The organism is Fusobacterium sp. (assembly GCF_032477075.1).
Lineage (GTDB): Bacteria > Fusobacteriota > Fusobacteriia > Fusobacteriales > Fusobacteriaceae > Fusobacterium_A.
Genome location: NZ_JAWDXO010000016.1, coordinates 1 through 21,281, shown reverse-complemented (window position 1 = coordinate 21,281; position 21,281 = coordinate 1). Strand labels below are relative to the sequence as shown.

General features: G+C 27.6%; 19 protein-coding genes. 10 read left to right on the top strand and 9 right to left on the bottom strand.

Annotated elements, in window-relative coordinates:
* The first annotated feature begins 170 nt into the window (after window positions 1-170).
* The gene (locus tag E6771_RS08325) at window positions 171-500 is read left to right on the top strand and encodes a DUF2023 family protein (RefSeq protein ID WP_308007882.1); all 330 of its coding nucleotides are present in this window, start codon (window positions 171-173) and stop codon (window positions 498-500) included.
* Between the two features lie 119 nt (window positions 501-619).
* On the opposite strand, the gene E6771_RS08320 is transcribed toward E6771_RS08325, so the two are convergent.
* The 3 genes from E6771_RS08320 to E6771_RS08310 form a co-directional block, all read right to left on the bottom strand.
* Window positions 620-2,086 carry a tripartite tricarboxylate transporter permease gene (locus E6771_RS08320; RefSeq protein ID WP_316090808.1) on the bottom strand — a complete coding sequence of 489 codons (1,467 nt, stop codon included), beginning with the start codon at window positions 2,084-2,086 and terminating at the stop codon, window positions 620-622.
* Between the two features lie 25 nt (window positions 2,087-2,111).
* A complete protein-coding gene (locus E6771_RS08315; protein WP_316090807.1) occupies window positions 2,112-2,552 on the bottom strand; it encodes a tripartite tricarboxylate transporter TctB family protein in 441 nt (146 codons plus the stop codon).
* Between the two features lie 79 nt (window positions 2,553-2,631).
* Window positions 2,632-3,558: a tripartite tricarboxylate transporter substrate binding protein gene (locus E6771_RS08310; RefSeq protein WP_316090805.1), complete on the bottom strand. Its 927-nt coding sequence runs from the start codon at window positions 3,556-3,558 to the stop codon at window positions 2,632-2,634.
* 375 nt (window positions 3,559-3,933) lie between these two features.
* Here E6771_RS08310 and E6771_RS08305 point away from each other — a divergent pair, with 375 nt between their 5' ends.
* Window positions 3,934-4,692 carry an IclR family transcriptional regulator gene (locus tag E6771_RS08305; protein ID WP_316090803.1) on the top strand — a complete coding sequence of 253 codons (759 nt, stop codon included), beginning with the start codon at window positions 3,934-3,936 and terminating at the stop codon, window positions 4,690-4,692.
* Window positions 4,693-4,705: 13 nt separating this feature from the next.
* Window positions 4,706-5,395 carry a GntR family transcriptional regulator gene (locus E6771_RS08300; RefSeq protein ID WP_316090801.1) on the top strand — a complete coding sequence of 230 codons (690 nt, stop codon included), beginning with the start codon at window positions 4,706-4,708 and terminating at the stop codon, window positions 5,393-5,395.
* 54 nt (window positions 5,396-5,449) lie between these two features.
* Here the strand turns inward: E6771_RS08300 and E6771_RS08295 are convergent, their stop codons facing one another.
* The 6 genes from E6771_RS08295 to uxaC are packed head-to-tail and all read right to left on the bottom strand — an operon-like array spanning window position 5,450 to window position 12,393.
* Window positions 5,450-6,754: a TRAP transporter large permease gene (locus tag E6771_RS08295; RefSeq protein ID WP_316090799.1), complete on the bottom strand. Its 1,305-nt coding sequence runs from the start codon at window positions 6,752-6,754 to the stop codon at window positions 5,450-5,452.
* Between the two features lie 3 nt (window positions 6,755-6,757).
* Window positions 6,758-7,234, bottom strand: a complete 477-nt coding sequence (locus tag E6771_RS08290; protein WP_316090797.1) for a TRAP transporter small permease — start codon at window positions 7,232-7,234, stop codon at window positions 6,758-6,760.
* Window positions 7,234-8,256 carry a TRAP transporter substrate-binding protein gene (locus E6771_RS08285; protein ID WP_316090795.1) on the bottom strand — a complete coding sequence of 341 codons (1,023 nt, stop codon included), beginning with the start codon at window positions 8,254-8,256 and terminating at the stop codon, window positions 7,234-7,236. Before E6771_RS08285 ends, E6771_RS08290 begins: the two co-directional genes overlap by 1 nt.
* A 31-nt stretch (window positions 8,257-8,287) precedes the next feature.
* A complete protein-coding gene (locus E6771_RS08280) occupies window positions 8,288-9,898 on the bottom strand; it encodes a mannitol dehydrogenase family protein (protein WP_316090793.1) in 1,611 nt (536 codons plus the stop codon).
* 21 nt (window positions 9,899-9,919) lie between these two features.
* The gene (gene uxuA, locus E6771_RS08275; protein WP_316090791.1) at window positions 9,920-10,966 is read right to left on the bottom strand and encodes a mannonate dehydratase; all 1,047 of its coding nucleotides are present in this window, start codon (window positions 10,964-10,966) and stop codon (window positions 9,920-9,922) included.
* 20 nt (window positions 10,967-10,986) lie between these two features.
* Entirely contained in the window at window positions 10,987-12,393 is a 1,407-nt protein-coding gene (uxaC, locus tag E6771_RS08270) for a glucuronate isomerase (protein WP_316090789.1), read from the bottom strand.
* Window positions 12,394-12,921: 528 nt separating this feature from the next.
* On the opposite strand from uxaC, the gene E6771_RS08265 reads away from it, so the two are divergent.
* The 7 genes from E6771_RS08265 to wecB all read left to right on the top strand — a co-directional run bounded on the left by E6771_RS08265 (window position 12,922) and on the right by wecB (window position 21,094).
* Window positions 12,922-13,557 (top strand): bifunctional 2-keto-4-hydroxyglutarate aldolase/2-keto-3-deoxy-6-phosphogluconate aldolase, encoded by a 636-nt coding sequence (locus E6771_RS08265; protein ID WP_316090787.1) that lies wholly within the window; start codon window positions 12,922-12,924, stop codon window positions 13,555-13,557.
* 26 nt (window positions 13,558-13,583) lie between these two features.
* On the top strand, window positions 13,584-14,621 hold the full coding sequence (locus E6771_RS08260; RefSeq protein WP_316090785.1) for a sugar kinase: 1,038 nt from the start codon (window positions 13,584-13,586) through the stop codon (window positions 14,619-14,621).
* A gap of 776 nt (window positions 14,622-15,397) precedes the next feature.
* Window positions 15,398-16,381, top strand: a complete 984-nt coding sequence (locus tag E6771_RS08255; RefSeq protein ID WP_316090783.1) for a sugar transferase — start codon at window positions 15,398-15,400, stop codon at window positions 16,379-16,381.
* The gene (locus E6771_RS08250; protein WP_316090780.1) at window positions 16,382-17,419 is read left to right on the top strand and encodes a glycosyltransferase; all 1,038 of its coding nucleotides are present in this window, start codon (window positions 16,382-16,384) and stop codon (window positions 17,417-17,419) included. It begins immediately after the preceding gene.
* A 1-nt stretch (window position 17,420) separates the two neighbouring features.
* A complete protein-coding gene (locus tag E6771_RS08245; protein ID WP_316090779.1) occupies window positions 17,421-18,734 on the top strand; it encodes a nucleotide sugar dehydrogenase in 1,314 nt (437 codons plus the stop codon).
* Between the two features lie 157 nt (window positions 18,735-18,891).
* Window positions 18,892-19,968, top strand: coding sequence for a glycosyltransferase (locus tag E6771_RS08240; protein WP_316090777.1), 1,077 nt, complete (start codon window positions 18,892-18,894; stop codon window positions 19,966-19,968).
* A 31-nt stretch (window positions 19,969-19,999) separates the two neighbouring features.
* Window positions 20,000-21,094, top strand: coding sequence for a non-hydrolyzing UDP-N-acetylglucosamine 2-epimerase (gene wecB, locus E6771_RS08235; RefSeq protein WP_316090776.1), 1,095 nt, complete (start codon window positions 20,000-20,002; stop codon window positions 21,092-21,094).
* Window positions 21,095-21,281 lie beyond the last annotated feature (187 nt).

The following is a 21,281-nucleotide window of genomic DNA, read 5'->3' as shown; positions in this document are numbered from 1 at the left end:
CCTTTATTAATTCCTATTTTTAATTATACCATAAACTTTTTCTATATCTATCTTTTTTTATTAATATCCTCTTATTTTTGTTTTGTATTTCAAATAATTTTATTTTAAAATATATTGAAAATATTTTTAATTAGTGCTATAATCAATTATAAATTTATAGGAGGTAGAGCATGGAAGTTTTTATACACCACATATACGAATACCAAAAAGGAATCAGAAATCTTATATTACACACTACAGATAAAAAAAATATTGAAATTATAAAAGAAAAACTAAATTCTGAAAATATAGACTATATAATATATCCTTTAGGAAAACAAAGAATAAATGTATTTTTTGGAGCAAAGGAATGTGTAGAAGTGATAAAGAATATAAATAAACTTTCTTTGACAGCTTATACTCCAGAAGAAGATTTTATACTTGGTATAATGCTTGGATATGACAGAAAAAAACAGTGTGAAAGATTTTTAAAATTTAAAGAAAAAGCAATAAGTGCATAAAAAAGGAAACTACTTAAGCAGTTTCCTTTTTTATATAACTTTTTATCCATTATAACAAATTTCTTATTTTTAAATAACAATATATTTTATAGTATTTATTAAATATTTCTTTAGTTTTTCTATTTTTTCTTTTTTAAAGCTGATACCATTGAAAGAACAGTCAAAATTAGAAATACTACAGTTATTGGTCTAGTATATAAGAAACTGTATGATCCCTCATACATCAAGACAGCTTTTCTTAAATTAGTTTCAAGCATTGGTCCTAAGATCACAGCTAAAACTATTGGAGAGCTAGGCATTTTTATTTTTGACATTACATATCCAATTATCCCGAAAACAAAAGTGACTCCTACATCAAATAAGCTATTATTCATAGAGTATGATCCAATAGTTGAAAGTATTAATATAGCAGGAATCATTAGAGTTTTAGGAATCTCAACAATTCTGCTATAGAATTTTATACCTGCTAATCCTATAAATAGGAGAAGAATATTTCCAATTATCATAGAACTAAATAATCCATAAACAATTTCAGGATTTTGTTCAAAAAGCAATGGGCCTGGAGTTAATCCTTGAATTATAAGTGCACCTAAAAGAACAGCAGCAACAGCATCTCCAGGAACTCCAAGAGTAAGCAGTGGAACCAAAGCTCCTCCAGTCACTCCGTTATTACCAGACTCAGGAGCAGAGATACCAATAAGACTTCCTTCTCCAAACTTTTCATTCTTGTTACTTCTTTTGGCTTCATTATAGCATACAAAGGCAGCAATATCAGCACCAGCACCAGGAATAGAACCTATAAAAGTTCCAATGGCTCCACATTTAAGTATAGTAGGGAGACAATGTTTTATTTCTTTCCAGTTCATATAGTTTTTATCCATAATTATATCTGTTTTTATTTCTTTTTCTCCTATTAAAGTTTCTATCTGATTAAAAACTTCTGATACAGCAAATAACCCTATAAGAACAGGGATAACCGAAAATCCATTTAAAAGATCCACTACACCAAAAGTAAATCTCGGATAACTTGTTATAGCATCCATACCAAAGCAAGATATTAATAATCCTATCATTCCAGCAATTATTCCCTTTAAGAAGTTTTCAGCAGATATACTTGCAATAATAGTAAGTCCAAATAAAGCTAAGGCAAAATATTCAGGAGCAGAGAATCTCAAAGCAAATTTTGCCAAAACAGGTGATATAGTAACAAGAGCTAGACAACTGATAAGACCTCCTAAAGCTGAGGCAATAGTGGATGCACTAAGAGCTTTTGTTGGATATCCTTTTTTTACTAAAGCATAACCATCAAAACAAGTAGCAGCTGATGCTGGAGTTCCAGGAGTATTCAAAAGTATAGCTGAGATAGAACCTCCATAGATAGCTCCTATATATATTCCTACAAGCATTATAAGACCAGTAACAGCATCCATACCAAATGTAAAAGGAAGAAGAATAGCAACTCCCATTGTTGCAGTAAGCCCTGGAAGAGCTCCAATGACAATCCCTCCAGTTACTCCAAGAATTAGATAAAACAGATTACCTAACAGCAGAGCTGTAGATAAACCTTGTATTAAATGACTAAACATTTTATATTTCCCCCTCTATTTAAAATTAGATAAATAATCCTGTAGGTAAAGATACTTTAAAAGCATAAGTAAATAATAAGTATAAGGCTGCAGGAAATATTATTGCAAATATTATATTTAATATCTTAGATTTGCTCTTTAAAATAGTTATTATAACAAAAGCAAAAATTATAGTAGATATTAAATAACCAATTCTGTCTATAAGAAATATATATATTGCAAAAGCAAAAATTACCATGAAGGTATATCTCATATTTGAATTATAAATACTTTTTTTATCTTTGTTTTTTATGCTTCCTGCAAAAAGTATACCAGAGAGTATAAATAAAATAATTGCAATAATTTTAGGAAAGAAATCAGGACCTAGTCCAGAGTCTCCTATGAAAGCCATATTAAACTGAGTAGAAGAATAAAAAATAAAAGCACTTACTATACATAAAAATACAGAAAAAATAGTTTCTAACAAAATTAATCCCCCTTTTATAAAAAAGGTTACTAATAAATATAGTAACCTTTCCATACATTAATTTAAGAATTTTACATGACTATTTTAAAGATTTTACTATTGAGTCTATTGTAGTAGTATCATCTATTATAAATGTTTCAAAATCTTTTCCATTTAAATATTTGATTCCAAATGTAGAATTGTTCATGAAATCTTTAAAATCATCTGATTCAATAGATTTTTTAATAGCAGCATCAAGAGTAGCAACTATTTCAGGTGAAGTTCCTTTAGGTACTGCAATACCTCTCCAAGTACCAGAAACAACATCATGTCCTAATTCTTTTAATGTAGCAACTTCTGGAAGACTTTCAATTCTAGTATCAGCCATGATTCCTAAAGCTCTTAATTGACCAGCTTTTAATTGACCAATAGCTTCTCCTGGTCCCATTAGAGAGAAATCAGCATGTTTTCCTAACAATGCTGGAATAACTTCTCCAGCTCCATTATATGGAATATGATTAAACTTCACACCAGCTTCATTTTCTATAGCTAAAGCATAAAAGTTAGGTTTAGCTGTACTTGCAAATTTTATTTTTTCAGGATTTGCTTTGGCATCTGCTAAAAGTTCATCTAAAGTTTGATACTTAGAATCTTTTTCAACTAAAACAACAGCAGGATCCATATTTACTAAAGATACTAATTCAAAATCTTTATAACTGATAGGAGAAAGGTTCATTAAAGGTAATGAAACAATTTCTCTAGTTATCATTGTAATTGTATAACCATCTTTCTTTTGAGTAGCTCCAAAAGTCATTCCTACAGCTCCAGCTCCTCCAGTTTTATTAACTATAACTACTGAAGTTCCAAGTTCTTTTTCCATAAGGCTGCCCAATTTTCTAGCAACTGCATCTGTTCCACCACCAGCACTGAATGGTACAATCATATTGATATTTTTACTAGGATAAGCTTTAGCAAAGGCACAAGCAGCCATTAAAGTGAAAATGATCATAATAAGTTTTTTTCTCATAAATCTGTCCTCCTCAGTTTTACTAATATGACAAAATTTTCATTATTCATATTGTGTACATTGTATTGAAATAGAAATTTTTGTTATATTAGATTTCTTTTTATATTATTTTTTATTAAATTTCTTATAGTCTATTTATAACTCAATATTGTTAAAAAGTACAATAAAAAAATAAATAAAAAATTTCATATATGAAACGAAATTTACTAAACCTATAAAAGTCTTTATCAAAATCATGGAATAACTATTAAAAAAGTAGAAAAAAGTTAGTTCCATATATGGAAAAATATAGTATAATATATTATAGATTTTTAAATAAATAACTTATTATGATGAATTAATTATAGAGAAATGTAACTTAAATAAGGGGGAGATATGGAAAGTGAAAAAAAAGTTCCTGCTATAGAAAAAGCGGATAAGATATTCAAATATCTTTATTATAAAGAGTCAGCTACACAGGCTGATATTTCAAAAGATTTAGAAATACCTAAGGCAACAACAAATAGACTTTTATCAGTTTTAACAGAACTTAAATACTTGAATTTAGAAGGAAGAGAATATAAGATAGGAGAAAAATTTTATTTTTTTTCAAATAAACATGAAAGATATACTCTTATAAAAAATATTGCATATCCATATTTGGAAGAGTTATCTTTAAAATTTAAGGAAACTTTTAAAATAAGTGTTTTAGATGAAGATAAAATAAGAAGTATAGGAAAAGTAGAAAGCAGTGACTTTATTAAAATATCAGTTTCTGAAAATGCAATATTTCCATTACATGCAGGAGCTGCCAGTAAACTTTTAATATGTCAGCTGAATGAAAGTAAATTAAATAAACTTTTAGAAAGAACTCTTCCTAAATATACTGAAAATACGATAACTGATAGAGATGAATTAAAAAGGGAACTTCTTAAAATAAATATAAATAAACTTTCTTTTGACAATATGGAACATTCAGTTAATATAAGAGCTGTAGCAGTTCCTATACTAGATAGTAAAAACAGGATAGTAGCCGCTGTGAGCTGTCCATGTTTCCCAGATTCATTAACAGATGAGAGAGCATTAAAGATAGCTGAAGCTATGAGGAGATCATGTGAAGAAATCTCTAAAAGACTGGAATATTTTAATAAATAAACTTGGGGGAAAAATGAAATTATTAAACATAGAAAAAAACAAAACTGAAAACAATAGACAATATATTTATAGAGTTCTTAAAAATAATATAATGAATCTTAATCTTAAACCTGGAGAAATTGTTAGTGAGATAGAAATAAGTGAATCCCTTAATGTAAGTAGAACTCCAGTGAGGGAAGCATTTGTGAGACTTTCTGAAGAAAAGCTTTTGAATGTATTTCCTCAAAAAGGCTCTATTGTTTCTAAAATAGATCTTAATTTAGTGGAAGAAGCAGTTTTCTTAAGAAAGCTTTGCGAAAAAGAGATGCTGGAAATAGCTTGTAAAGATATACAATCAAGAACACTGATAAAAATGTTAGAAAAAAATATAGAATATCAAAAAATTATAATAAATTTTAAAGAAGATCTCCATAAATTTTTTGAATTAGATAACCAATTTCACACAATTATTTTTGAAAATTATAATAAGAAAAATGTATGGAAGACAATAAAGAGGCTTTCAACTCATTATGACAGATTGAGATTAATAGATGCTTTAGAGAAAACAAATGTAGAAACTACACTTAAACAGCATATTGATATAGTTAAATTAATATCTGAAAAAGACGTAAAAAAAATAGATTCTCTTATAACAAAGCATTTACTGAATTTTAGAAATGTTATAAATGAATATATGGAAAAGTATCCAGAATATTTTTCATGAAACAAAAAGTCTTCTCACTGTGATTAAAAAGTGAGAAGACTTTTTTGTTTAAAATTATTTTATAAGTCCACTTATAATTGGAAGGTATAAAGAAAGTTTTGGAATATATGTTACAAACATTAGAACAATTATTATAACAACATAGTATTTAATAAGTTCTTTCATTACATCTTCTATTTTTAAATTTCCGATTTTTACTCCAACAAATAGAGTATTCCCAACTGGTGGAGTGATATTTCCAATACACAAATTGAATACTATAATGATACCAAATTGGATAGGGCTCATTCCAAAGGCTTTAACTATTGGAAGGAATATTGGTGTAAATATAAGAATCGCTGGAGTAACATCCATAAATGTTCCTATAAATAATAAAAGTAAATTCATAAGAAGAAGTATTATGTATTTGTTGTCAGTTATTCCTAGAATCAAATTGGATATTGCTTGAGGTACACCAGTAAATGCCATTACCCAAGACATGATTGTTGATACACCAATCAGAAAAATAATGATTCCAGTCATTTTTGCACTTTCTTCAAAAATCTTAATAAGATTTTTGAAAGTAATAGTTCTGTAAAATACTACTGATAATAGGAGGGTGTAGACAACAGCAACTATTGATCCCTCAGTAGGAGTGAAAACCCCTTTAATAATTCCACCAATAACAATAACTATAAGAGCTAAAGATGGAAGAGCATCAATGAAAGTAAGTAATATAACTTTTAACTGAATTCCTTTTCTCCCTTTCATTTTACGATTTTTAGCAAGAAAGAAAGTAAGAACCATACAACCAAGACCCCATAAAATACCTGGAATATATCCTGCCATGAATAAAGCTGCAACTGAAGTTCCTCCACTTACTAATGAATAAACAATAAGTGAGTTAGATGGGGGAATTAATAAACCTGTAGGAGCAGTGGCAATATTAACAGTAGCCCCTAATCTTTTATCATATCCTTCTTGTTCTTCCATAGGAAGAAGAATTCCTCCCATGGCAGCACAAGCAGCAACTGATGAACCAGAGATAGCACCAAACATCATATTAGCAAGAATATTTGTCTGCATAAGAGAACCGGGAATTCTGCCAGTTAAAGATTGAGCAAATGCTACTACTTTTTTAGCTATTCCTCCCTGATTCATAATATTACCAGCTAGAATAAAAAATGGAATAGCTATTAAGGTAAAGTTAGAGATTCCAGAAAATATTCTCTGAGCTCCAGTAACAAGAGTATTATCCAAAGCAAGTGATGGAAGAATAGCAAGAACAGATGATATTCCTATACTTATTGCAATTGGAAATCCAAGAAGCAGAGTTATTATTAAGACAATAAACATAATTAATGCTGTAGTAAATACCATATTTTATGCCTCCTTCGATTTTTTCATAAGATCAAATATATTAAGAACACTATATATAGCTGTAATTATTCCACATACAGGAAGCACCATATAAATATATCCCATAGATATTCCAAGAGCAGGAGTTGTCTGAGTCATACTTAAAACAGCAATATATGCTCCACCAGAGATAAGAACTCCAATGGCAAAGAGCAGCACAACAATTTCAGTTAATATACCGATTCTAGATTGAGTTTTTTTATTAAATCTTTCTATAAAAAATACCATACGCATATGATCTCTTTTTCCAAAAATATAAGAGGCAGCAAACATTGACATCCAAGCAAAAGAGTAGGAAATAAGCTCTTCTGATATTGTACTTGGTGATTTAAAGATATATCTCACTAAAATTTGGTAAGTGCCCACAACAGTCATGAACATAAAAAGAATAACACAAATACTTAAAATAATTTTATTCAAAAAGTTTCTTATTTCAGTCATTAGTTTTTACCTCCTATAACTTCTTTTCCAATTTCTTGGATTCTGTCATAAATTGGCTTTAGTTTAGGATTTGCAGCTAATACTTCTTCATGAAGAGGTAAAACTTTCTCTTGGAAGACAAGTACTTCAGGATAGATAAATTCTACATTCATTTTTTTAGCTTCTTCAATAGCTTTTTCTACAGATGATCCCCAGGCTTCTCTTTGTACCTTTGATATAATATTAAACCCTTCATCAAAAATAGCTCTTTCTTCAGGAGAGAGGTTGTTAAGGAATCTTAAATTTCCAATTACAATATCAGGTACCATTTGGTGCATATTATATGAATAATATTTACAAACCTCACCATGTTTATTACTTGTAAGAGCCAATTCATTATTTTCAGCTCCATCAATAACACTCTGCTGAAGGGCAGTATAAACTTCACCAAATCCCATAGGAGTAGCTGCTCCACCAAAAAGCTCCATCATTCTGATGTTAGAAGCTGACTGTTGTACTCTGATTTTAAGACCTTTTAAATCATCAGGTGTTCTGATGGGTTTTTTAACTGTGTAAAAGTTTCTAGTACCAGCATCTAACCATGCAACTGCTTCAAATCCAGATTTTTCAGTAGCAGTAAAGATAGGTTTTATAAGCTCTTTATTATCCATTACAGCATGATAATGTTCAGGGCTATTGAATAGGTATGGCAGATTGAATATTTGATATATATCATCAAAACTTTCAAGAATAGCATTACTTGCTACAGTGAAATTGATAGCTCCAGTCTGTGTAAGTTCAACTGTATTTACCTGAGAACCTAAAAGTTCATTTGGAAATATTTGAACATCATATTTATCTCCAAGTTTACTTTCTATAAATTTTTCAAATGCTAATAATCCAATATTTGTAGGATGATCAGCAGCTTGATTGTGAGAAACCCTTATTATAGTTTTTCCATTTCCAACATTACATGAAGTAAGCAAAAGCATACTTCCTAAAATGAAAACAGTACTAAGGAAAAGTTTAGTAATTTTTTTCATTAAATCCCCACTCCTTTTGATTTATTTGTTGTTAGTCATTTAAATATTTTTTTAATGTATTGCGAACTGCACCTTTTCCAGCAAGCATTTGTATAAAATATTCTTCAATAAGGTCAGCCAACCCCACCTCTTCAAGATTCACTCCAAAGATGATTTTATTTCTAAGAATATTTCTCAGTTGCCCATTATATGATTTTAAATTTCCAAATTCAATACCTGTAAGATTTTCTTTAAGTATCTCAAGCATTGGATCACTGCTTATAGATCTTGTATTTCCCTGATCATCAATACCTAGAAGATATCTAAACCACCCAGCATAAACAAGAGGAATATATTTTAAATCACTTATCTTTAAAGTTGAACTGTTTGCATAGGCTTTTATAGTTTCTCCAAATCTTATTCCCATTTTTTGAGAAGTATCTGTAGCTATTCTTTCTGGCTGATCTGGAATATATGGATTAGGAAATCTTTCATTTACTACTTCATCTATGAAAGCTTTAGGATCAAGGATACCTGGATTTTCAACAACTTTTAGAGCTTCATTATATCCTATTTCTTTTATCAATTTATTTAAAAGAGGATCATTTACAGTATCGTAGATAGTTTTATAATTAAAAATACACCCATATACTGCAAGAGTTGTATGCAATGGATTAAGACAAGTAGTAACCTTCATTCTTTCAGTTTTTTCTACAGTTTCTCTATCAGTTATATATACACCAGCTTCAGATAATTCTAACTGAGGTCTTCCATTAGGAAACTTATCTTCAACAATAAAGTATTGAGGAGCTTCTGCATTTACAAATGGAGCTGTATAACTATTTTTAGAAGTGACAACTATGTCCATATTTTCAAAACCTAATTTTTCTAAATGATTTTCAATAATTTCAGCAGGTCTTGGAGTTATTTTATCTATCATGGTTATAGGAAAAGCAATTTTAGCTTCATCAGTCAAATATAAAATAAATTCTTCTTCAATGTAGTTATTTTTTATCCAGTGTTCTGCAATATCAAGAACAGCAGCTTTGATTTTATCTCCATTTCCAGAGCAGTTATCCATACTTACCATACTAACTGGAAGATTTCCAGCTTTATATCTAATATATAAAAGAGAAGTAAGAAGACTCATTATATGCTTTGGAGAATCAGGTCCAGCTAAGAAATCATCTTCTATTACTTTTATATAATCTCCATTTGGATTTTTTAGATTGTAGCCTTTTTCTGTAATTGTAAAACTGATTATCTGTAAAGAGGGAGCAATGGCTATTTTTTTCAGCTTTTCTTTTTCTGTATCAGCTTTTATAGTATCAACTATGCTTCCAATAATTTCATTCTTAAATACCCCATCTTTATAGAGAGTAACAAGCATTGTCAGATTATTATAAGGAGTATAAACTTTATCAATAATTTCAGTATCAAAACTTTCAGCAACAATTATTCCAGTATTTTCTAATCCTTTTTCAATAAGAATCTGGTCCATTTTTCCTATATATGCTCTAAAGATATTTCCAGCACCAAAATGCAGCCACTTTGGTGTTTTTTCTGTGTTTTCTTTAACTCTTTTTATATCATATACAGGAGTTTTTATTTTTCCAGTAAGAGAATTTTTTATATTATCTAATTCATCTATACATAATTTCACTTTGAAAGCCTCCCTTTTTTATTATTTTATTCTTTCAAGAGTTTCCCAGATACCTGTGATATAGCTTGCTCCTAAAGCTCTGTCGTAAAGTCCATATCCTGGTTTCCCAGTTTCTCCCCAGATCATTCTTCCATGATCAGGTCTCAAATATCCATCAAAATTATTTTTATATAGTGCATTCATGATACCTACAATATCCAATGAACCACATTTTGAATAGTGAGCTGATTCTTCAAAACTTACACCATCTTCAAGAAGTTTGACATTTCTAACATGAATAAAATGTATTCTTCCCATAGCACTGTATTTATCTACCAGATATACCATATCATTAAAGTTTCCACTTCCAAGAGAACCAGTACAAAGAGTAAGTCCATTGTATTTATTGTCTACTAATTTAAGGAACCTGTCTAAATTAGCTTCATTGGTAATAATTCTAGGAAGTCCAAAGATTGGCCAAGGTGGATCATCTGGGTGAATGGCCATTTTGATATCACATTCTTCAGCAATTGGAATTATTTCTTTTAAAAAATATTCTAAATTAGCCCATAATCCCTCTTCTCCATTTTCTTTATATTGTCTGAATGATTCATTCATTTCTTCTTTTGTATAGCTTGAATCCCATCCTGGAAGGGATAAATTACTATTCAAGGGATCTAATTTATCCACTTGATCTTTGTAGTAAACAAGAGCAGTTGAACCATCTTCCAATTTTTTATCAAGTTGTGATCTTGTCCAGTCAAACACTGGCATAAAATTGTAACAGATAACTTTTACCCCAGCTTTAGAAAGATTTCTGATATTCTTTTTATAATTTTCAATATATAAATCTCTTGTTGGCAATCCTAATTTGATATCTTCATGAACAGGGACACTTTCTATTACATCAAAATGTAAACCAGCATTTTCAATCTTTGTTTTAAGGGCAGTTATTCTTTCTATATCCCATTCCTGACCTACAGGAATATCATATACAGCAGTAACAATACTGTGCATAGTAGGTATCTGTCTTATATACTCAAGACTGATAGGATCTGAATCTCCATACCATCTAAATGATAATTTCATATTTTTATTTCCTCCTTGTGTTATATATCTAAATTAAAATAATTTTTAACATTGTTGAAACAAATTTCTTCGATCATTGATTTTAAAATGTCTTTATCATAAGGAATTTCTCCCTCTTCTACCCAAGTTCCAATCATATTACACATAATTCTTCTGAAATATTCATGTCTAGTGTAAGATAGAAAACTTCTTGAATCTGTAAGCATTCCAAGAAATCTTCTCAACAATCCAAGATTAGCAAGGGCAGTCATTTGTTTGACCATACCATCTTTCTGATCATTGAACCACCATCCAGAGCCAAACTGAATTTTTCCAGAAATTTTTCCATCTTGAAAATTTCCCATCATAGTTCCAAGCATTTCATTATCATTAGGATTTAAACAATAAAGTATTGTTTTAGGAAGCTGTTCTATTTTATCTAATTCATTTAATAAACCAGATATAGATTTTGCATAGCTGTAGTCTCCAATTGAATCAAAACCAATATCTCCTCCAAGTTTGTCATACATTCTTGAATTATTGTTTCTTAAAGCTCCAAGGTGTATCTGCATTCCTAAATTATGTGAGTTATAAATTTTTCCCAATTCTATAAATAATGAAGTTTTATATATATCTACTTCTTCTTTAGTTAATTTTTCTCCAGAAAGTGTTTTAGCAAATATACTCTCTACTTCTTCAGGATTTCCTAATTTAAAAAAAGGTTCTTCAATACTATGATCAGTGACTACACAACCCTTAGAAACAAAAAATGTAGTTCTTTTAGATAAAGCATCTACTAAATCTTTAAAAGTACTTATTTTCTTATCAACAACTTTTTCTAAAACTGATAACCATTCAGGAAAAGTAGGTTTTTCTATAAAAAGAGCTTTATCAGGTCTGAATGTAGGAAGTACTTTTACACCAAATTCCTTATCTTGAGCTACTTTTTCATGATATTTCAATGAATCTGTAGGATCATCTGTAGTACATAGAGCTTTTACATTAGAGTTTTTAATAAGGGCTTTAGCCTTGAATTTTTCTGTTTGAAGTAGTTCATTAGCTTTATCCCAAATAATTTTTGCATTTTTTCTATTTAGTATTTCTTCTATTCCAAAGAATCTTTTTAGTTCAAGATGAGACCAATGAAAAAGAGGATTTCCATAAGCGTATTCCATAGTTTCAGCAAAAGCTAAAAACTTTTCATAATCGCTTCCATCTCCAGTGATATATTTTTCATCCACTCCATTGGAACGCATAGCTCTCCATTTGTAATGATCTCCATATAACCATATTTGAGTAAGGTTGCTATAACTTTTATTTTCAGCTATTTCTTGGGTATTTAGGTGACAATGATAATCAAAGATAGGCATCTTTGAAGCATATTCATGATACAATTCCTTGCTGGTTATGTTCTTTAATAAAAAGTCTTCGTTCATAAAATCTTGCATATTTTCCTCCTCTGTAAAAATGAGTTAATTATTTATCTTTAAAATTAATTTAATTTTTTATTTATACTACATATTTCAACTTGTATACTAGTATTTTTTAATGATATAATTTTTTAAAATAAAAGTCAATATATTTTTTACTTTTAGAATTATAATGGTTATAATTTTTCTGAAATAGAACGAAATAAAAAATTAAAAATAAAAAAATAGATAGGATTTTAGCAGAAAATAGTTTAGATATTTTTAATATTTTGATAGTTATAGCAAAGTAAAAAGATAATTTTCAAAAAAATAAATATGAATTTCATATATGAAACTATAATTTGGAAAATATTTTTTAATTTTTCTCATTTTCAGCATTTTTAATATCACAAAGTTTTTTATATTTTCTTTTTAATTTCATATATGGAATTTATTTTAAGATATTGAGATTGAATTTTTAATTTTTTTAAAGTATAAATAAAATATAGAAAAGTATAACAAAATATTTCATTATAAATCAAAATAAAATATTTCAGGAGGGAAGTTATGTTGAAAAAAAGTAAAATTTTAAAAAAAATAACTGATATAGGAATAGTAGCAGTGGTAAGAAGTGAAACTATAGAAGAAGGAATCAGAATTTCTAAAGCTTGTGTAGAGGGGGGGATTCCTGCAATAGAAGTTACATATACTGTGCCAGGAGCAACTGAAGTAATAAAAGCTCTTAAAGAACAGTTTACTTCAGATGAATTAGTTATAGGTGCTGGAACTGTATTAGATACAGCTACTGCCAGAATAGCTATTTTAGCTGGATCAGAATTTATAGTTTCCCCTGCTTTTGACGAAGAGACAGCGAAACTGTGTAATTTGTACCAAGTTCCATATATGCCAGGCTGTATGACAATTACTGAAATAACTAAAGCTATGCAGTATGGAGCAGATATTGTAAAACTCTTTCCTGGAAGTGCCTTTGGACCATCATTTGTAAAAGCTGTAAAAGCTCCTCTTCCTCAAGCAAATATTATGCCTACAGGTGGAGTGAGTTTAGAAAATATAGATGAATGGTTTAAAAATGGTGTGGTTGCTGTAGGTGTAGGAGGAAAATTAGCTTCTGGATCTAGTGAAGATATCATAGCCACAGCTAAAGCATTTGTAGAAAAAATAAAAGAGATAAGAAATAAATAATATGGTATATTGGAGGAAAAACTGTAATGGATAAAATATTTGATTTTAGAAATAAAGAATTTGGATTGGTCTGCAGTGGAGAAATGATAATGAGGCTTTCTCCTTTAAATAATGAAATGCTGATTCAAGGACATTTACTTGAAAAACAAATGGGAGGAGCAGAGTTCAATGTTGCCAGTGGAGTATCAATCTTAGGAGAAAAAACAGCTCTAGTAACAAAACTTCCAAAGAATGAATTAGGGAAATTTGCAAAAAAGATAATAAGTTCTAATGGGGTGAGTGATGAATTTGTAGTATATGATGAATCTAAAAATAGAAGGTTGGCTATATACTATTATGAATATGGTTCTTCACCAAGAAAACCAAATGTAACATATGACAGGCAAAATTCATCTTTTCAGTCTTTTAAAGCAGATGAAATAGATAATTCAATATACAATAGAACAGAAATTTTTCATACAAGTGGAATAACTTTGGGATTATGTGAAAATTCAAATAAATTAACTCATGATCTTATTAAGAATTTTAAAAATGGAGGGACATTGGTGTCTTTTGATGTAAATTTCAGAAGAAATCTTTGGACTGAAGAAGAGGCAAGAATGGAGATTGAAAAATTACTTCCATCTATAGATATACTTTTTGCTTCAGAAGAAACTTTTAGAAAAATGTTTCAGAAAACAGGAAACTTAGAAGATATAATAAGAACTTTTGCAGAAGAATTTAATATATCATTTATTGCTTCTACTCAAAGAACAGTAAATTCTCCAAAATCTCATAATTTTACTTCATTAGTATATAATAGAAAAAATGATGCTTTTTATTGTGAAACTTCATATGAAAATATTGAAATAGTAGACAGAATAGGAAGTGGAGATGCTTATGTAGCAGGGGTTATTTATGGAATACTAAAACATAATAATCCAGAAAAAGCAATGAAATATGGGAATGCCAATTCAGTATTGAAAAATACAATAGTAGGGGATATATCTTGTGCAGATGTTGCTCTTGTAGAGAGTATAATAGACAATCATGAGAATGGAAATACAAGTGAGATGAATAGATAGCCACCTAACTTTAAATTAATTTATAAAAAAGAGAGAGTCTTAAAATTTATATAATTTTGACTCTCTTTTTTTATTTTATTAATTAAAATTTACAACTAGACAAAATATTTTGTGAAAATATGCTGTTGGAGAACAGCTTTTTTTATTTTCAGGATCAATAAAATTCTTTAAATTTAAATAATTTTATGAACATTTTGTGATTGTTGTGTGAAATTATTGATTGACAAAGAGAAATAATAATACTATAATCAATTCATAGTTATCTATAAAACTAAAAATAACTATTAAATGTTTATTATGAGAAAAATATAGAAAATATTTGTTTTAAATGGAAAATAAACTTATAAAAAATAAATATTTTTCTTTTATATTAAAAATATTTTAAATTTTAATTAAAAATATCGATTGTTAATAGAGAGTAAAAATGGGGTTTGATTATGAGACATAGCAGAAATGCAAAAATAAGAATAATATATTTTTTTATACTTTTCTTCATATATAGAAGTATATTTGTATATTTAGAATTAAGTATAAATACAGCAGTATATGGGATTTTTATTTTAATTTCTTTTTTTTATTACTTATTAGATCTTCTCAATTTTAATAATTATCAATATAAGACAAAAGATTTTATCTATTCTAGTGTTATAAATTTTTGTGGATTTTGTATATTTTATTTCTTCTATAAAAAAATAGAATTTATTAATGCTTTTCTTTTTTATGACTTATTTCAAAATATATTAAGATATCTGCTCCTTATTTGTAATAAGAAAGTGATGAATGCAGCAATAATTGATAGTGGAGATTATACAGATAAAATAACTGATATTTTAGAAAAAAATAAGCAATACAATTATGTGGGGTATTTAAATGATGAGGAAAAAAGCAAAGAAAAATATCTTGGAAAAATAACAGATATAGAAAAAATAGTAAAAGAAGAAAATATAGAAAGCATAATTTTCACTAGTAGGAAGCAGATAATAAATTATTCAAATATGATAACTAATCTTAAATTACAGGGAATAAAGATAATAGATTATATAAGTTTTTTAGAAAAGTGTGAAGGAAAAATAGATACAGAAAAAATAGATGCTCTCTGGATAGTAATGTCAGATGGATTTATAGTTTTAAATAATACATTACAAAAAAGAATAAAGAGATTCTTTGATATAGTAGTTTCAATATCAATGCTTGTAGGAACTATGCCATTTATAATTATTACCTATATACTAGTGAAAATGGATGTAGGAATTAAAAATATATTTATTAATCCAATGAAAATAGTTAGAAATCCAGCATTTTTTAGACAGAAAAGAATAGGAATAAGGGGAAATGAATTTGAAATAATCAAATTTAGAAGCATGAAAATACATGATCCAGCAAAGTTTTCAAAATATGCCTCAGAATATGATGACAGAATAACAGCAATAGGTAAGTTTATAAGAAAAACCAGATTAGATGAACTTCCACAGTTAATAAATGTGCTAAAAGGAGAAATGTCATTTGTAGGGCCTAGGCCAGAATGGAATGAATTAGGAAGAGAATATGAGAAGAAAATAAAAAACTATAAATTAAGATATGCAGTGCAGCCAGGACTTACAGGATGGGCGCAAGTAATGTATTCATATGGCGCTTCATTGGAAGATGCAGAAATAAAACTGGAATATGATTTATATTATATAAAACATCAGGATTTTGTAATGGATATGATTATATTTTTTAAAACATGTAAAACAGTAATATTTGGGAAGGGAAGATAGATGTTTGAAGGAAGAGAAGAAGAATCATTGGTATCAATAATTATACCTATAAGAAATGAAGAAAAATATTTAAAAGGAATTTTTGAATCTTTAAAAGGGCAGAATTATTCACATGAACTATTAGAAGTAATATTTGTGGATGGAAATTCTGAAGATAAAACAATAGAAACTATAAAAAAATTGAAAAAAGAAATAGATATAACGATTAAAATTATAAAAAATTTTAAAAAAATTATTCCTATTTCTATGAATTTGGGAATAAAGGAAGCTAAAGGTGAATATATAGTAAGAATGGATGCACATGCAGAATATAATTCAGAATATATAACTGAAGGAATAAAATTATTGGAAGATAAGGAGGAATTGGTTTCAGTAGGTGGATATCTATATATTTTTCCAAATGAAAGTACAATAAAAGCTAAAATAACAAGTAAAGTTTTTGGTTCTTTTTTAGGAACAGGAAATTCAAGATTAAGAGTTAATAGACTAACTATATTTAAGGAAGGATATAATGATACAGCATTGTATGGAATTTTTAGAAAAGTACAATTAGAAAAAGTAAATGGATACAATGAAAAATTAGAAGTAGCACAAGATATAGAACTTTTTGACAGATTGAAGAAAACTTTTAATGGAAAAATATGGCTTACAAATAAAATGAAAATAAAATATTATTTTAAACCTAAAAATGGAAAAGAGTTATTTAAAAGGCAACTAAGAATATCACTTTGGACTTTTAAAAGAAATAATGGAGTTAGGATAAGGCATATTATTCCTTTGGTTACTGGAATGTTAGGAATAATATTGTTACTTTTTAGAATTAAAATATTATTGTTATTAATGTTATTATATATACTTATTTGTATTTATTTTTATGTAAGAGAAATAGATAGTAAAAAAGAAGTTATTTATTTTCCATATGCAGTGTATGTATATTTTATAAATCATTTAGGATATTTTCTAGGAACAACTATTTCATTAATACAAAATATAAAATTAAAATGGGAGGAAAGATATAATAAATTATATCAAGAATAAAATGAAAAAAAAATTAATTGAAAAAAAAGAAAAGTTATCATTAATAGGACTTGGGTATGTTGGTATGCCTTTAGCTGTAGCATTTGCTGAAAAAGGAGTAAATGTAATAGGATTTGATTTAAATAAAGAAAAAATAAATAAATATAAAGTAGGAGAAGATCCAACAAATGAAGTAGGAAGCGAAAGATTAAAAAAGTTGGTTACTTTAGAATTTACTAATGATGAGAAGAAACTTAAAGAAGCTAAGTTTCATGTGGTAGCAGTACCAACACCAGTAGGAAATCATAATATACCAGATTTGAAGCCTGTAGAAAATGCAAGTGAAGTTGTAGGAAGAAATCTTTCTAGAGGTTCATACATAGTTTTTGAATCAACAGTTTATCCAGGAGTGACAGAAGAGATATGTATTCCAATATTAGAAAGAGAGTCAGGGTTAAAATGTGGAGTTGATTTTAAAGTTGGATATTCACCTGAAAGAATAAATCCAGGAGATAAAGTACACACATTAGAAAAAATAGTAAAAATAACTTCTGGAATGGATAAAGAAAGCGCTGAAACAATAGCTCAAGTATATGAAATGATAATAGAAGTAGGAGTACATAAAGCTTCATCAATAAAAGTAGCAGAAGCAGCAAAAGTAATAGAAAATTCACAAAGAGATGTAAATATAGCATTTGTAAATGAATTGGCAATGATATTTGAAAAGATGAATATAGATACACAAGAAGTATTAGAAGCTGCAGGAACAAAATGGAATTTTTTGCCATTTAGACCTGGATTAGTAGGAGGACATTGTATAGGAGTGGATCCATACTATCTTACATATAAATCTGAAGAAATGGGATATAAATCTCAATTGATATATGCTGGAAGATTAATAAATAATGGAATGAGTAAATTTGTAGCTGAGAAATGTTTGAAGATGTTAATAAATTCAAATCTGAAAGTAAAAGAAGCAAGAATTTTAATATTAGGTTTAACTTTTAAAGAAGATTGTCCAGATTTAAGAAATTCAAAGATAGTAGATATTATAAAAGAACTAAAAGAATATGGAATGAAAATCTTAGTTGTTGACCCTGTAGCAGATAAAAAAGAAGCATTCAAAGAATATGGAATAGAAATTTTAAATATAGATGAAGTAAAAGAAATTGTTGGAATAATAGGAGCAGTAAAACATAAAAACTTTTTAGAATATGAAGAAACAAAAATAAAAAAATTATTTAAAAAAGATTTAGAAAAACCATTAGTTCTAGATTTAAAAGGAATTTTTGAAAAAGAAAAATACAAAGAAAATTATAATTATTGGAGGATGTAAAAATAGAATTATATGAAATATAGGATAAAAAAAGAAGTGATGATGAATTTTTAATTTATGAATATTTTATAATGAAATATATAAATTATTAAAATTAATAAGTTTTGTTAAAAAAATAAAGATATTTTTAAATATTTTCCAATAGGAGAAAACTAAAATGAAAAAAATACTATTAATAGATGGAGTTTATCCAATAAATACTAGAAGTATGAGATTATATGAAACTTTAAAAAAAAAATATAAAATAAAATTTTGTTCTTGGAATCGAAATAATTTATATCATTGTGATAAAACTAATTTTGTTTATTCGAGTAGTGAAGGGTATGGAAATAAAATAAAAAAAATATTTGGAATGTATGCATATTATAAGTATATAAAAAAAGTTAATAGTGAATATAAACCTGACATTATTATAGCTTCACATTGGGATATATTATTTTTATGTAGTTTTTTAAAAAATAAAAAATTAATATATGATAATCTTGATATGCCAACTTCAAAAAATAGAATGATTTTAAAACTTTTAAAACTATTGGAATTTTATTTAATAAAAAATACAAAAGTTATGATTTGTGCCTCAAGATTTTTTATTTCAGAATATAAAAATGTAGATATAAAACAATATATTGTAGAAAATTTACCATTAAAAAGTAATCTAAATATAAAAAAAGTGAATTTTGAAAGTGAAAAAATAAAGTTATCTTTTATTGGAACTGTAAGATATTATGAAATATTAAAAAATTTAATTAATTCCTTAAGACATTTAGAAGACAAGATTGATTTTTATATTATTGGAATTGGACCAGATGAAGAAAAATTAAAGAACTTAGTAAGAATAAATAAACAGAAAAATATCAAATTTCTAGGAAAATATGACTATAAAGAAATTGAAAAATATTATAAAAGCAGTGATTTAATATGGGCTGCATATCCGTGGAAAGATTATAATGTTAAACATGCAATTTCTAATAAATTTTTTGAGAGTATTTTATATGAGAAACCTTGCTTTTTTTCAATAAATACTTTTTTGGGTAATTGTGTAAAAGAAAATAAAATAGGATTTATAATTGATCCATATAACCCAAATAGTTTTTTTGAAAATATAGAAATGGAAGAACTGAAAAACGAAATAAAAAATATAAACCAAAATATAAAAGCTTATAAAAAAAATAAAAAAATGTTTTGGGAAGAATTAGAAAGTGATATTTATAAAATTATAGATGAAAATTTTTAAAATAAAACTTATTAAAACAGAGGAGAAGTTTATGAAAGTAGGATTAATATTTGGAACAAGACCAGAAGCTATAAAAATGTCTCCAGTCTATCATGAACTTAAAGAAAATGGAATAGATGTAAAAGTTGTAGTCACAGGTCAGCATAAAGAAATGCTTTATCAGGTATTGGACCTGTTTGAAATAAAGCCTGATTATGATTTACAGATAATGAAACAGGGACAGGGACTTTCAGAACTTACAGGAAGATTAATGTTGGAATTGGATAAAATAGTAAAAAAAGAAAAGTTTGACTATGTCTTAGTTCAGGGAGATACAACATCAGTTCTTACAGGGGCATTAACAGCTTTCTATAATCAAATACCAGTGGGACATATAGAAGCTGGACTTAGAACAGGAGATATATACTCTCCATTCCCAGAAGAAGCAAATAGAAAACTGGTTGGAAGCATAGCTGATATACATTTTGCACCTACAGATATTAATGTAAATAATTTATTGAGAGAAAATTATCCTAAAGAGAAGATAATAAAATGTGGAAACACAGTTATAGATGCTCTTTATTGGGTAAAGAAAAATAAAAGTAAAGATATAGAAGAAATAAAGAAGAAATATGGGATAAATAATAAAAAATATATTCTTATAACAATGCATAGAAGAGAAAACTGGGGAAAACCAATGGAGGAAACTTTAAAGGCAGTCAGAGATTATCTGGAGAAGCATGAGGATATTTATTTAGTCTTTCCAATGCATTTAAATCCTCTAGTTAGAGATATAGCCCATAGAATGCTGGATGAATTTGAAAGAAAAATATTAATAGAACCTTTAGAGTATCTTGAATTTATAGCAATAATGGATGGAACTCATTATATAATGACAGATTCAGGAGGAGTACAGGAAGAGGCACCAAGCTTGGGAAAACCAACACTTGTACTAAGAGATACAACTGAAAGGCCAGAGGCAATAGAAGCTGGAACAGCAAAACTTACAGGAACAAAATATGAAGATGTAATAAAAGATATGGAGCTGCTAGAAGGAAAAACTTATGAAAAGATGTCCAAGGCTAGCAATCCATATGGAGATGGAAAAACATCAGAAAAAATAAGAAAATATTTAGAAACTATATAGTTGATTTTAAGATAAAATAAAATGGATTTATTTTCTTAGCAAAAATGAAAATTATAACAGTTATTTTAGATAATAAAAAATTTTATGCAGAGAATCTGTTAATTTAAAATGAAAACTAGCTCTGAAAAGTTGAAAAGGTATAAAAAGTGCTTTTAGAAAATTTCTATCCTAAAAAAGAGTATCACAA

Coding starts and splice junctions, on each gene's coding strand:
- E6771_RS08325 (WP_308007882.1), top strand. CDS start 171: ATGGAAGTTTTTATACACCACATATACGAATACCAAAAAGGAATCAGA.
- E6771_RS08320 (WP_316090808.1), bottom strand. CDS start 2,086: ATGTTTAGTCATTTAATACAAGGTTTATCTACAGCTCTGCTGTTAGGT.
- E6771_RS08310 (WP_316090805.1), bottom strand. CDS start 3,558: ATGAGAAAAAAACTTATTATGATCATTTTCACTTTAATGGCTGCTTGT.
- E6771_RS08305 (WP_316090803.1), top strand. CDS start 3,934: ATGGAAAGTGAAAAAAAAGTTCCTGCTATAGAAAAAGCGGATAAGATA.
- E6771_RS08300 (WP_316090801.1), top strand. CDS start 4,706: ATGAAATTATTAAACATAGAAAAAAACAAAACTGAAAACAATAGACAA.
- E6771_RS08295 (WP_316090799.1), bottom strand. CDS start 6,754: ATGGTATTTACTACAGCATTAATTATGTTTATTGTCTTAATAATAACT.
- E6771_RS08290 (WP_316090797.1), bottom strand. CDS start 7,234: ATGACTGAAATAAGAAACTTTTTGAATAAAATTATTTTAAGTATTTGT.
- E6771_RS08285 (WP_316090795.1), bottom strand. CDS start 8,256: ATGAAAAAAATTACTAAACTTTTCCTTAGTACTGTTTTCATTTTAGGA.
- uxuA (WP_316090791.1), bottom strand. CDS start 10,966: ATGAAATTATCATTTAGATGGTATGGAGATTCAGATCCTATCAGTCTT.
- uxaC (WP_316090789.1), bottom strand. CDS start 12,393: ATGCAAGATTTTATGAACGAAGACTTTTTATTAAAGAACATAACCAGC.
- E6771_RS08265 (WP_316090787.1), top strand. CDS start 12,922: ATGTTGAAAAAAAGTAAAATTTTAAAAAAAATAACTGATATAGGAATA.
- E6771_RS08260 (WP_316090785.1), top strand. CDS start 13,584: ATGGATAAAATATTTGATTTTAGAAATAAAGAATTTGGATTGGTCTGC.
- E6771_RS08255 (WP_316090783.1), top strand. CDS start 15,398: ATGAATGCAGCAATAATTGATAGTGGAGATTATACAGATAAAATAACT.
- E6771_RS08250 (WP_316090780.1), top strand. CDS start 16,382: ATGTTTGAAGGAAGAGAAGAAGAATCATTGGTATCAATAATTATACCT.
- E6771_RS08245 (WP_316090779.1), top strand. CDS start 17,421: ATGAAAAAAAAATTAATTGAAAAAAAAGAAAAGTTATCATTAATAGGA.
- E6771_RS08240 (WP_316090777.1), top strand. CDS start 18,892: ATGAAAAAAATACTATTAATAGATGGAGTTTATCCAATAAATACTAGA.
- wecB (WP_316090776.1), top strand. CDS start 20,000: ATGAAAGTAGGATTAATATTTGGAACAAGACCAGAAGCTATAAAAATG.